General features: G+C 42.2%; 11 protein-coding genes. 9 read left to right on the forward strand and 2 right to left on the reverse strand.

What is annotated here, in order from left to right:
- Positions 1-3: 3 nt before the first annotated feature.
- From WHS63_RS08920 to WHS63_RS08930, 3 genes are all read left to right on the forward strand, one after another.
- Positions 4-1830, forward strand: a complete 1827-nt coding sequence (locus WHS63_RS08920; RefSeq protein ID WP_445204804.1) for a BatD family protein — start codon at positions 4-6, stop codon at positions 1828-1830.
- Between the two features lie 24 nt (positions 1831-1854).
- Entirely contained in the window at positions 1855-2619 is a 765-nt protein-coding gene (locus WHS63_RS08925; protein ID WP_445204805.1) for a tetratricopeptide repeat protein, read from the forward strand.
- Positions 2620-2851: 232 nt separating this feature from the next.
- Positions 2852-3394: a glutathione peroxidase gene (locus WHS63_RS08930; RefSeq protein ID WP_445204806.1), complete on the forward strand. Its 543-nt coding sequence runs from the start codon at positions 2852-2854 to the stop codon at positions 3392-3394.
- A 16-nt stretch (positions 3395-3410) separates the two neighbouring features.
- Here the strand turns inward: WHS63_RS08930 and WHS63_RS08935 are convergent, their stop codons facing one another.
- Entirely contained in the window at positions 3411-4898 is a 1488-nt protein-coding gene (locus tag WHS63_RS08935; RefSeq protein WP_445204807.1) for a M20/M25/M40 family metallo-hydrolase, read from the reverse strand.
- An 88-nt stretch (positions 4899-4986) separates the two neighbouring features.
- Here WHS63_RS08935 and WHS63_RS08940 point away from each other — a divergent pair, with 88 nt between their 5' ends.
- The gene (locus WHS63_RS08940; RefSeq protein WP_445204808.1) at positions 4987-5574 is read left to right on the forward strand and encodes a DUF2179 domain-containing protein; all 588 of its coding nucleotides are present in this window, start codon (positions 4987-4989) and stop codon (positions 5572-5574) included.
- A gap of 1 nt (position 5575) precedes the next feature.
- On the opposite strand, the gene WHS63_RS08945 is transcribed toward WHS63_RS08940, so the two are convergent.
- Positions 5576-5920 carry a PAS domain-containing protein gene (locus WHS63_RS08945; protein WP_445204809.1) on the reverse strand — a complete coding sequence of 115 codons (345 nt, stop codon included), beginning with the start codon at positions 5918-5920 and terminating at the stop codon, positions 5576-5578.
- Positions 5921-6515: 595 nt separating this feature from the next.
- Between WHS63_RS08945 and WHS63_RS08950 the strand changes: the two genes are divergently transcribed.
- From WHS63_RS08950 to WHS63_RS08970, 5 genes are all read left to right on the forward strand, one after another.
- Positions 6516-7685, forward strand: a complete 1170-nt coding sequence (locus tag WHS63_RS08950) for a trans-sulfuration enzyme family protein (protein ID WP_445204810.1) — start codon at positions 6516-6518, stop codon at positions 7683-7685.
- Positions 7686-7945: 260 nt separating this feature from the next.
- Complete coding sequence (locus tag WHS63_RS08955) at positions 7946-8563, forward strand: hypothetical protein (protein WP_369488492.1); 618 nt, start codon at positions 7946-7948, stop codon at positions 8561-8563.
- The gene (locus WHS63_RS08960) at positions 8550-9428 is read left to right on the forward strand and encodes a DUF2764 family protein (RefSeq protein WP_445204811.1); all 879 of its coding nucleotides are present in this window, start codon (positions 8550-8552) and stop codon (positions 9426-9428) included. Before WHS63_RS08955 ends, WHS63_RS08960 begins: the two co-directional genes overlap by 14 nt.
- A 27-nt stretch (positions 9429-9455) precedes the next feature.
- The gene (locus WHS63_RS08965; protein WP_445204812.1) at positions 9456-11213 is read left to right on the forward strand and encodes a V-type ATP synthase subunit A; all 1758 of its coding nucleotides are present in this window, start codon (positions 9456-9458) and stop codon (positions 11211-11213) included.
- Positions 11213-12535, forward strand: coding sequence for a V-type ATP synthase subunit B (locus WHS63_RS08970; protein ID WP_369488495.1), 1323 nt, complete (start codon positions 11213-11215; stop codon positions 12533-12535). Before WHS63_RS08965 ends, WHS63_RS08970 begins: the two co-directional genes overlap by 1 nt.
- Positions 12536-12550: the final 15 nt, after the last annotated feature.

The following is a 12550-nucleotide window of genomic DNA, read 5'->3' on the forward strand; positions in this document are numbered from 1 at the left end:
CCTATGAAACGATACCTAAGTGGAATACTATTGCTTTTCATCAGTGGTTACTTACAGTCCCAGGAAGTAACCTTACAGGCATATGCACCAAATCTGGTTGAAGTGGGTGAGCAGTTCAGCTTATCGTTTACTTTAAATGCTAAACCATCAGAGTTTAAGGCTCCCTCAATTGTTGATTTTGATATATTGGCTGGTCCTAGTACATCCAGTAGCACTAGTATTGAGGTGATTAACGGTAAAGTTACCCAGAGTCAATCCTATACCTACACATACATACTTGTTGCAAACAAGGAGGGGAAATTTACCATTGAGCCTGCTGAGGCTGTTGTGGTTAAGGAGCGTATTCGCTCAAATCCCATTACAATAGAGGTGGTAAAAACATCATCGGGGAGTGCAGCAAGCAGAGCCAGCCAGCCAGCATCGCGAAGCGTTAGGGAAACTCAAGCCGATGATCTACCGGGCGATGAGCTGTTTGTTACCATTGAACTTTCCAGGAAATCAGCCTACGTGGGCGAACCCATTGAGGCAGTAATAAAGATTTATACCCGGGTAAGCATTTTGGCTTTTGAAGATGCAAAATTTCCTGCATTCGATGGTTTTTGGAGCCAGGAGATTAAAAGCTCTCCAAATGTCAACTTTGAGCGTGCCAATGTGAATGGCAAAATTTATAATGCGGGCGTAATTCGCCGTTACCTCCTTTTCCCTCAAAAAGCTGATAAAATTGAAATTGATCCCTTTGAGTTACTAGTGGTTTACCAGGGGCCTAGATCTGGCCCACGATCCATTTTCGACGAGTTTTTTGGCGGAGGGTTCGAAACATACCGTAAACGCCTTGTTAGTAAACCGGTAAGTATAAATATCAAAAAACTACCATTGCCTGAGCCACAAGGTTTCACTGGAGCTGTTGGTAACTTCAAAATTGATGCATCGGTTGATAAAAATAGCCTTAAAGCTAACGATGCTTTCACCTACAGGCTTAAAATATCAGGGAAAGGAAACCTTAAGCTAATTGGGAACCCAAAACTTACTTTCCCCTCAACATTTGAAGTTTTTGACCCGAAAATTTCCGAGAACATTTCGGTTGATGAGGGTAATACAATGGGTAGCAAAACATACGAGTATGTTTGCATACCAAGAGCTGGCGGTAATTTCAGCATAGAACCAGTTGTGTTTTCATATTTTGATCCAGATAAGGAATCTTATATAACCCTTAAAACATCAACTATTTCTGTTGCCGTAAGTGCCGATTCGTCAAGCACTGGCAATGTTATGGTTGCAAGTTTTGGCAAGGAAGATATCAAGTTTATCGGGAAAGATATTCGCTTTATTAAAACATCAAGCTCTGCTTTCAAATCAAAAGCTGCCTTTTGGGTTACGTCGGGTTACTATCAACTTCTATACATATTATTAATTGCATTATTCATCACATTTTCGTATCTATTCCGTCGCTACCGTCAGCGAATGCAAGATGTAGCCTTTGTTAGAACCCGGAGGGCAAGCAAGGTAGCCCAGAAGCGACTCAAAATGGCGTCGCAACTACTTGAGCAGAACAATAATGCCCAGTTCTTTGAGGAGATCCATAAAGCTATTTGGGGGTATGTGTCCGATAAGCTCAATATTCCTTTGGCATCGCTAAGCCTCGATAATACATCGGAGAAGCTAACCCAACAGGGTGTTGATGCCGACAGAATTTCTACTTTCCGTTACATAGTTGAGACTTGCGAATATGCACGTTTTGCCCCAATGGCAGAGCATTCGCAAATGACTGATATTTACGAGAAAACATTTTCGCTAATTGAGGATCTGGAAGATACTCTAAAACGTAAGTAAATTTGATATTAAAACTTTCAGGAAATGAAACGCATTCTATACATATCATTAGTGATAGTTCCTGTTAGCCTGTTTGGGAAGGTAACCATGCAAAATCCCGATTCACTTTTCGCACTGGCTAATAAATACTATACTGAGGGGAAATATTCCGAAGCTGTTACCCATTATGAGGCTATTGTAGCAAACGGAAAGGTAAGTGCTGAACTTTACTTCAACCTTGGGAATGCCTATTTCAAGCAAAACGATATAGCACACGCCATTCTCAATTTCGAGAGGGCTTATCTGCTAAACCCTGGCGATGACGATATCGCTTTTAACCTCGAACTAGCCCGTGCCTACACTACTGACAAGATTGAGGCTATCCCTGATTTTTTCGTGGTTAAGTGGGTAAAGTCCATTTCCAACCTATTTAGCTCTAACACTTGGGCTTTTCTTGCTATTTCATCATTTATAATTGCACTGATTTTATTTATGATTTTTCAGTTCTCTGGTAAATATTTAATAAAGAAATACGCTTTTATCATTTCATGGTTTTCTGCTTTTATTTTCATTGTGTCACTTGCTTTTAGTGTTTCGCAAAAAAATAGAATTGTAAATTCCAACCACGCTATTGTAACTTCCTCCGCCGTTTCGGTAAAAAGTTCTCCTTCGGAGAGTTCAAATGACCTTTTCATACTCCACGCAGGAACAAAGGTCGAGACCTTACGCAGTGTTGGCGAGTGGTGCGAGATTCGAATTGCCGACGGCAACAAGGGATGGTTACCCAAATCAGCATTTGAAAGAATATAATTCTGTCAATGGGTAAGGAAAAGGTAGTTGTCTGTTTTAATTATTAGCGCGCTCTTTGGGGTGCTCTGAAAAAAGTTTTGCAAAACCTTAGAACTTATTATCAACCTTATTCTATCAGGGTTGATGGTTACTAAAATCGCTTGGAATTTTACATTTCTTTTCCTTTTTCGGTTTTCATTAAAACATTTCGTTCCATTTAGTGTTTACCTTTTACAACTAAAAAGTAAACGTTATGAAAATTTTAGGTATGATAATTCTGTTAGCTACAACACTTAGCACCACAAATGCACAAAATGTAAGTTTCCATAGTTTTGTGGTAACCGATATCGATGGCAACGAGTTTCCTCTCTCAAAGCTGAAGGGAAAAAAGGTAATGGTTGTTAATACTGCATCAAAATGTGGGTTTACACCACAGTACGAGGATTTACAAGCGCTTTATGATAAATACAAGGATAAAAACTTTGTAATTATTGGATTTCCGGCCAATAATTTTATGGGGCAGGAACCTGGAACCAATCAGGAAATTAAGGAGTTTTGCACTACTCGTTTTAGTGTATCCTTCCCTATGATGGCAAAAATATCGGTTAAGGGGAACGACATCCATCCACTGTACCAGTGGCTTACCCAAAAAAGTATGAATGGTGTAATGGATAGCGAGGTTAAATGGAATTTCCAGAAATACCTGATAGACGAAAATGGCAAACTTGTCGATGTGATACCACCAAAGGAAAAACCAAACAGCGAAAAGGTAATTAAATGGATTGAAGGGAATTAAGTAAAAAAGGCCTCACTTACGAGGCCTTTTTCTTTTGTCTGTCCTTCTCTCGTTTATAATTTTTATTGGCAAGCTCCATAGTGGTTAGGTACCCTAAATCCACAACCTTTTCAAAAACTTCAGGGTTAAGGGTTTCTGGCTTATCAGTAGCTTGATGCAGATACTTATATCCACCACTGGTGTTGAAGTAAAGCGTAGGAATACCTGCTTCGTAAAAAGGTTGGGCATCGGCACCACCGCCACCAAATGTTTTGGGGCTTAGTAGTTTGGTGTTTCTTTTATCTATCTTTTTGGCTTTTTTCCAAAGCTTCGGATAGCTCAACCTGCCACCAATGGCAATGCTATCGCCTTGCCCAATACAGTCAAAGTTTAGCATGGCTACCACCTTACCGGCATTAAAGGGCATATTTGCAACAAAATATTTCGATCCTTTTAAGCCGGATTCTTCTGACGAAAAGGCCAAAAAAACAACTGAACGGAGGGGCTTCGTAGTTGATTTGTTTATTGCTTCGGCAATTGCAATCAGCCCGGCAACGCCCGATGCATTATCATTTGCCCCAGGAAAGTAAAGCTTATCGCCCTGGTAGCCAACATGGTCAAGGTGCGCTCCCAGGATAATATATTCATGCTTAAGCTTAGGGTCAGAACCTTCAATATAACCCACAACATTAAAAGTCTTTTTTGCTTCCTGGTAAACGGCACGTACGTTGATGTAGATTGATTTATCGGTTTCAACGGAGTGGGGGGCTTTGTCGCGTTTTATCATTTCATAGTAATCGGCGGGTTTGTAGGGTAACTTGCTAAAAAGGCTATCGGTAAACCTACTGCCGGCATGTATCATTGGGAAATCAGTTAGATGTGGCTTAGGGCCACAGGCTATGCTCCCATATACCATGGTATTTGGTGTCATGTGGGGTTCACCGATAAAGATTATGGCTTTAGCACCTAATTCTTTTGCTATTCTAGCCTTTCCCCGTGGCGATACATCGCCCCAACTACCGGAACTGGCTTGCCAGGGTGGGGTCGATTTGAATACTATAACAATTTTATTGCGGACATCAATACTCCGGTAATCGTTGTATTCATCAGTTTTTATACCAAATCCGGCAAAAACAGTTTCACCTCGTACTTCCCCTGAACCGGTAAATCCTCTACATACAAAATCCTCTCCTAAATACATGGGCTGTGTAGGGCGATTGTTCTGATCTAATAGAAATACCCTTGCATCCAGTATGTAGTTAACTTCTTCATCAAACTCCTGTAGCATGGTGTTCCCCAACAATGGATTTAAACCGGCATTTTTAAACCTTGTAGCAACGTAACGTGAGGCCTGCTCGTATTCTACCGAACCAGGCAGCCGCCCTTTAAATCGCTCTGACGATAGGAATTTAACGGTGTTCATCAAATCCTTGCTGTCGATAGGACTTTGCCGAATTTTTGTTTGGCTTATAGCCAAATCATGGGTTACTAGTATTCCTGCCAGAAAAACAAGATATTTCCACATCGCATTCATGGTTTTAGAGCCTAAATTTAGAAATTTTATGGTAATATTTTATTTGCGTAAATTTGCAGTGCAATAGTAATATTTTCAAATGGCTCCCGACTTTCTTCAATCCGATTTATATCTGTATGGTGTTTTGCCATTGCTCATCTTTTTTGCTCGAATATGCGATGTAACCATAGGGACATTGCGTATTATTTACGTTTCAAAGGGTCAACGCCGCATTGCTCCCATTTTAGGTTTTTTTGAGGTGTTTATCTGGATTGTCGCCATAAGCCAAATCATGAAGAACCTCAACAATTTTGCCTGTTACTTTGGTTATGCCGCTGGTTTTGCTACGGGCAACTATATTGGCATGCTGGTGGAGGAGCGATTGGCTTTTGGAAAGGTATTGGTCAGGGTGTTTTCAACCGATAATGGAGCCGATCTTGTTCAGATCCTCAATGCCAGCGGATTTGGTGCAACATCCTTTCAGGCTCAGGGCGCACAGGGTGAGGTAAGTATTATTTACTCCGTAATTAACCGGAAGAATCTCCCTGAGGTTCAGAATCTTCTTTTAAACTTTAACCCAAACCTTTTCTATGTGGTAGAGGATATAAGAAAGGTAAATAAGGGAATTTTTCAGGCAACAGCTCAGCCAAAAATATCCATTTTTGAGCGTTGGCGTAAGGGGAAGTAGATTACCTTACCCTATGAGGCATTCCTTCCGGTGTTTCAATTGAAATTTCTACCATTCCTGCCACTCTACCGTTGCTGTACCAGGGAGTTTGGTGTATTAATTTTTTAACTCCATTCTTTTCAATCGTATATGTGTTTGATTTTCCTGTGGCCATAAGCTCTTTGATTATTCTTACTGAATTGTCGGAATGGCAGTCAAAAAGATTTTTTCCAATAAGTTCATTTCCACCCCAGCGTTCAAAAACCTTTTGCGATTTTTCGTTCATGTAAAGAATAGTCCCTTCTGTATCGCAAATTGTTATGGCAAAGTCTACACCATTTGGCCAGCCTAATAAATCGGTATTCATTGAAGTGATTTTTTTTACAAGGCAAAGGTAATCTTAAGCCGAGATTAGTCAATAGAAACACAATAAAACATTTAAACATCTTGTTTCTGCTTTACTTATAGGGGTAATCCCGACTTATCAAAACCTTTCATTCCGAGATATCGGAATGACTAGATTTTGTTAGTAGATTCCTCGATAGAAAAATTAAATTGTGAATATTCTCTAAAAATGTTTACGTATCCCCATTTTTTTCAATCCATTTTAATCTTTTTTAATTCATGGTACTTAGGTTTTGCTGTTCTCTTCTCACTATTCATTTTTCACATTTCGCTTTTTACTATTCCTCTAACTTCCTCTAACTTCCTCTAACTTCCTCTAACTCCATCATATTCTGTCTATTCCGACTCATTCCGACTCATTCCGATTCATTCCGATTCATTCCGATTCATTCCGATTCATTCCGATTCATTCCGATTCATTCCCCTAAAATTAGCCCGGTTAAATTTGTTAATTCATGGCACTTGGGTTAAATTCTAATGGAGATTGAGTTTAATGATAGAAACAAACGAGCGGCTCAAATTTTTTACTATCTTGCATGGTAATAAAAAAATGATAGGTGAAAAAGGTAAATTCTTTACGTACACCCATTTACAGGGATTCAGGATTCTGGCTTAAGGACATCCCAACCATGAAAAAGGCTTTTGCCGATGAGGTAAACCACCCTGCTGACCCAGACCTATATATCTACTCCCGCTACCGTAATCCCACCGTTGTTCAAGCTGAACAGGAACTTGCCAAAATCGAGGGTTCTGCTTGGGCTCTCCTGGCTCAATCAGGATTAGCGGCAATTGATATTGCCCTTTCCATTTTTCAGGTAAATGCTCAACCGGTGAAGTGGCTGTTCTTCTCTGAAATTTACGGGGGTACTAATACCTTTATCGATAAGGTTTTAGTTGCGCGTCGCGGATTCAATATTGTTAGGTTTACACCAACCAACGATTCATACTCGCTCAGCCAGTTTGAAAGGTTGATGGAAGAGCAAAAGCCTGATATAGTGTTTCTTGAAGCTATTTCAAACCCCATGCTCATTGTTGCCGATGTGCCTGAAATAGTTAAGATTTCAAAGCGATTTGGGGCAAAAGTTATTGTCGATAACACATTTGCAACACCATACATCCTAAAACCATTAGATTTTGGTGCCGATTTGATTATCCATAGTGCAACCAAATACCTGGCAGGGCACGGCAACCTCTCAGCGGGTGTGGTTTGTGGTAACGATATCGATTTGCTTAAACAAGCAATTGAGTACCGCAAGCTGGTTGGCCATATGATTTCCCCTGACGATGCCTATCGGCTTAGCGATTACCTGAAATCGTTTCACTTACGTATTTCACAGCATTTTTCGAATGCACAGCGTATCGCAGAGTTTCTTTCAAAGCACCCTGCGGTGGAAAAAGTTCTCTACCCCTCAATGGCCTATCATCCAACAAACAACATTGCAAGCAAAATATTTAGCAAAGGGTATGGTGGAATTGTGACCTTTGACATTAAAGGCAATTCCTTTACCAATAAACAAGAGAATTGCAACACTTTTATCCAGTTGGTTTCGCACAATATTCATCTCATTCCAACCCTTGGAGATGCTGACACGATACTGATGCCCGTGGAACCTGTGTGGGGCGACAGGTATCCTTTCCCTGGAATGGTTAGGTTGTCAATTGGCATTGAACCCCCTGAGAGCTTAATCAATGTGTTAAAAAATGCGCTGGATAAAATAAGTTGTTAACATGCTAACGATTGCAAAAAGTTAAAATATTTTAATGTTATATTAATAACATTTATTTCGCTTATGATTATTTTATTGATTATTAGGTTAATGCGCTATAAAAACATTGAATTGATTGCTAATTTTTAGGTAAAATCATAACAATTGTCATATTTTTGCCTATAACCTAAACATTATTTTTGCCGTAACAGGTTGCAGTAATTTGAACCAACATAATCACCGAAAACCCTAAAAAACAGATAATACAGGAGGAATAAGCTATGCAGAATAAGCTTCAAGAGTTAACCGAGAAGATATATCGCGAAGGTCTGGAAAAGGGACAGGCTGAAGCTAATCAGCTTGTGACCAAGGCTAAGGATGAGGCAGCACGTATAGTGGCCGATGCGAAAGCTGAGGCCGAAAGAATTATAGCCGCTGCCCGCAAGGAGGCCGACGATTACCGCAAAAATATCGATACAGAGGTTGCTCTTTCCGCCAAGCAGGTTATCAGTGGGGTCAAACAGCAAATAGTTTCCTTAATTGAAACCAAACTTTACGAAGCCCCATTGGTTGACGCCCTAAAGGATGCCGATTTTGTGAAAAAGGTAATTGAAACTGCTATTAACCGTTGGGAACCTAACTCAGCTGAGAGCGTTAGCCTGCGTGTACTTGTTCCCGAAGAAATGGCTAAAACTATTACCGACCATTTCACCACCAAAACCCATGCATTGCTCAACAAGGAGGTCGAAATTCAGGTTGATAGGGCTATAAAGTATGGTTTCCGCATCGGTCCAAAGGATGGTAGCTACGTGGTTAGCTTTACCGAAACGGATTTTGAGAACCTCTTTAAGGACTTCATGCGTCCAAAAATAGTTGCAATGCTTTTTGGAGGTAAGTAGAATGATGCGAAACTACTACTACCTGGTGGCTGGCCTTCCGGAACTGATTATAGATCAGGACCGAAAGGACTTCAGCGTAAACGCTTTGAAACAGGAAGTTAAGGAACAGATTTCCTCTTCCGATTACCGCCTGGTAGAGTTCCTGCACTTGCCCTACGATAACGACAACTTTCTCAATAAGCTGCTCAACCGTGGACTTGAGTTCAACGACTTGGGCTCTTACGAGAAATTTGTTTTTGATGAGCTCGATGAGAATATTCATCAGCTCCCACAATACATGCAGGATTTTTACTACCGCTTTACAGGCAAACAGCGCTCTGCCGATGATGCGGTTGACCAGGATGAGCAGCCAAGGGATATTTTTGAGGTTGAAAAACTTCCTGAGATTAGGTTCCTCGAATCTTTTTACAACCTTGCCCTTAGCCAAAACAACGATTTTATAAGGTACTGGTTCAGCTTCAATCGCGATTTTAACAATGTGCTTACCGCGCTTAACTGTCGCAGGCTTGGGGTCGATCCTGCCACCCAACTGGTTGGTAATAACTGGCTTACTGAGGTTCTGGTTAAAAGCCAGGCCGCTGATTTTGGCCTAAAGCGCGAAGTCGACTATATCGATAGGCTGATCCAGGCTACCGATATCACTGATGTTTTGGAGCGTGAGCGTAAGCTTGACCTTATTAAGTGGGACATGTCAGTTGAGTTTACTACCTGGGACTACTTTAATATCAACTTTATACTTGGTTTCTTTGTTCGTGCCGGTATTGTCCATCGTTGGCTAAAGCTCGATGCCAAGACCGGTGAGGAACTATTCAAGAAGCTTTTCGATGATCTCAAGTCATCCTACAACCTCTCCGAGAAATTTTAAAGCGATTATTAATTAACAATTAACATAATGAAAACTCAAGGAAAAGTAACCGGAATAATTTCGAACCTTGTGGTTGTTGAAGTCGATGGCCCGGTTGCCCAGAACGAGATTTGCTATATCAATCTCGCTGGCACAAAGCTTATGGCCGAGGTTATCAAGGTTATTGGGAAACTGGCTTACGTGCAGGTGTTCGAGAGCACTCGCGGCCTTAGAGTAGGAACTCCTGTTGAGTTCCAGGGGCACATGCTCGAAGTTACTCTTGGACCTGGCCTCCTCTCCAAAAACTACGATGGGCTTCAGCACGACTTAGATAAAATGAAGGGCATTTTCCTTCAGCGAGGCGACTATACTGACGCCCTCGATTTTGACTCGGAATGGGATTTTACTCCCCTTGTTGAGCCCGGTGCTCAGGTAAGCGCCGCCGACTGGCTTGGCGAGGTTCCCGAAAACTGGGTTAAGCACAAAATCATGGTGCCTTTCACCTTTACTGACAAATACACCCTAAAATCAATTGTTCCTGCTGGTAAGTATAAAGTATCCGATACCATTGCAGTTCTGGTTGATTCAAAGGGTGAAGAGCATAAGGTGACCATGTACCAAAAGTGGCCCGTAAAAAAGGCTATCACGGCCTACAAGGAAAAACCCCGTCCATTCAAAATCCTTGAAACGGGAGTTAGGGTTATTGATACCCTTAACCCCATTGCCGAGGGTGGTACTGGATTTATTCCGGGGCCATTTGGTTGCGGAAAAACTGTGCTACAGCACGCCTTGGCTAAACAGGCCAATGCCGATATGATTATTATGGCAGCCTGCGGTGAGCGTGCCAATGAGGTGGTTGAGATTTTTACTGAGTTTCCTCACCTCGATGACCCACGTACAGGCCGTAAGCTAATGGAACGTACTACCATAATTTGTAATACATCTAACATGCCGGTAGCAGCCCGTGAGGCATCGGTTTACACCGCAATGACTATTGCTGAGTACTACCGCTCCATGGGCCTAAAGGTTCTGCTTTTGGCCGACTCTACTTCACGTTGGGCTCAGGCTCTGCGTGAAATGAGTAACCGTCTTGAGGAACTTCCTGGCCCCGATGCTTTCCCAATGGACCTTCCGGCTGTTATTGCCAACTTTTACGCCCGTGCTGGTTTCGTTTACCTCAATAATGGCAGCACTGGTTCAGTTACTTTCATCGGTACCGTTTCGCCCGCTGGGGGTAACCTTAAGGAGCCTGTTACCGAATCAACCAAAAAGGCTGCCCGCTGTTTCTATGCACTCTCGCAGCAACGCGCCGATAGTAAACGTTATCCAGCCATTGACCCAATGGATAGTTACTCTAAGTATCTTGAATACCCTGAAATCCAGGAATTCCTGAATAAGAATGTCAACGAAACCTGGGTTGATATGGTAATGAAGGCAAAGAATATCATACAGCGAGGTAGGGAAGCCTTTGAACAAATCAACATCCTTGGCGACGATGGTGTTCCTCTCGACTATCACGATCGTTATTGGAAGGCCGAGATCATTGACTTTGTTGTATTGCAACAGGATGCTTTCGATAAAATTGACTGTAATACGCCTTTGAAGCGTCAGCGTTATATGCTTGAAAAGGTTATGCAGATTTGTGATACTAACTTCCATTTCGATGGTTTTGAGCAATGCTCATCGTATTACAAACGCATTATCAACGCGCTTAAGCAAATGAACTACTCTGAGTTCCAGTCCGAAGAGTTCTATAACTACGAGAAGGAACTTGAAACAATTCTTAACGAAAGAAGGGTACAGTAATGGAAACTAAAGCTTTTCAGAGAATATACACCCAGCTAACGGGTATCACAAAGGCAACCGTATCGCTTCGGGCCCAAGGTGTAGCTAACGAGGAATTAGCTATGGTTCATGGTCGGTTAGCCCAGGTTGTAAAGATTATGGGTGATATGGTTACCCTACAGGTATTTAGCGGCACTGAGGGTATACCTACCAATGCCGAGGTTGTTTTCTTTGGCGAACCTCCAAAACTTAAAGTAGGCGACGATTTGGCAGGGCGCTTTTTTGACGCCTATGGCCGTCCCATGTTTGGCGATTCGGAGATCGAGGGTGAACCTCGTGAGATTGGTGGCCCTTCGGTTAACCCGCTTCGCCGTAAACAACCCTCGGAGCTCATTGCTACTGGTATTGCAGGTATCGACCTAAACAATACCCTTGTTACCGGTCAAAAGATACCTTTCTTTGCTGACCCCGACCAGCCTTTTAACCAGGTTATGGCTATGGTAGCACTCCGGGCTCAGGCCGATAAAATCATTCTTGGTGGCATGGGACTCTCAAACGACGACTTCCTTTTCTTCAAGAATGTTTTCGAAAATGCTGGTGCTCTCGACCGTATCATTAGCTTTGTTAATACTACTGAGCAGCCCCCTGTTGAACGCTTGCTTGTACCCGACATGGCATTAACCGCAGCCGAGTACTTTGCGGTTGAGAAAAAAGAAAAGGTGCTTGTTCTTCTAACCGATATGACCCTCTACGCCGATGCGTTGAGTATTGTATCGAACCGTATGGATCAAATCCCTTCAAAGGACTCCATGCCAGGATCGCTTTATTCCGACCTAGCAAAGATATACGAGAAAGCCGTTCAGTTCCCCGATGGTGGTTCAATCACCATTATTGCAGTAACCACACTATCGGGTGGCGATATTACACATGCTATCCCCGATAACACTGGTTACATCACCGAGGGACAGCTCTTCCTCCGTACCGATAGCGATACCGGTAAGGTTATCGTTGACCCGTTCCGAAGCCTCTCGCGTTTGAAACAGCTTGTAATTGGTAAGAAAACCCGCGAGGATCATCCTCAGGTTATGAACGCTGCAGTTCGTCTGTATGCCGATGCTGCAAATGCAAAAACCAAGCTGGAAAACGGCTTCGACCTTACTGAATACGATGAGCGTGCCCTTAAGTTTGCCCACGACTATTCCGAAAAGTTGCTGGCAATTGATGTTAATGTAGAGGTAGATACCATGCTCAATACTGCATGGCAGCTCTTTGCCAAGTATTTCTCTAAAACCGAAGTGGCAATTAAGAACGAGCTGGTTGAGAAATACTGGCCTGCAAACTAATAATGTGCTAAAAAC

It is taken from the genome of Tenuifilum sp., from assembly GCF_037481895.1.
GTDB classification, from domain to species: Bacteria; Bacteroidota; Bacteroidia; order Bacteroidales; family Tenuifilaceae; genus Tenuifilum; species Tenuifilum osseticum.

What these genes read in the sequence shown, in the direction of transcription:
- WHS63_RS08965 (WP_445204812.1), top strand. Translation starts at nt 9,456, where the DNA reads ATGAAAACTCAAGGAAAAGTAACCGGAATAATTTCGAACCTTGTGGTT.
- WHS63_RS08940 (WP_445204808.1), top strand. Translation starts at nt 4,987, where the DNA reads ATGGCTCCCGACTTTCTTCAATCCGATTTATATCTGTATGGTGTTTTG.
- WHS63_RS08930 (WP_445204806.1), top strand. Translation starts at nt 2,852, where the DNA reads ATGAAAATTTTAGGTATGATAATTCTGTTAGCTACAACACTTAGCACC.
- WHS63_RS08920 (WP_445204804.1), top strand. Translation starts at nt 4, where the DNA reads ATGAAACGATACCTAAGTGGAATACTATTGCTTTTCATCAGTGGTTAC.
- WHS63_RS08945 (WP_445204809.1), bottom strand. Translation starts at nt 5,920, where the DNA reads ATGAATACCGATTTATTAGGCTGGCCAAATGGTGTAGACTTTGCCATA.
- WHS63_RS08935 (WP_445204807.1), bottom strand. Translation starts at nt 4,898, where the DNA reads ATGTGGAAATATCTTGTTTTTCTGGCAGGAATACTAGTAACCCATGAT.
- WHS63_RS08970 (WP_369488495.1), top strand. Translation starts at nt 11,213, where the DNA reads ATGGAAACTAAAGCTTTTCAGAGAATATACACCCAGCTAACGGGTATC.
- WHS63_RS08925 (WP_445204805.1), top strand. Translation starts at nt 1,855, where the DNA reads ATGAAACGCATTCTATACATATCATTAGTGATAGTTCCTGTTAGCCTG.
- WHS63_RS08955 (WP_369488492.1), top strand. Translation starts at nt 7,946, where the DNA reads ATGCAGAATAAGCTTCAAGAGTTAACCGAGAAGATATATCGCGAAGGT.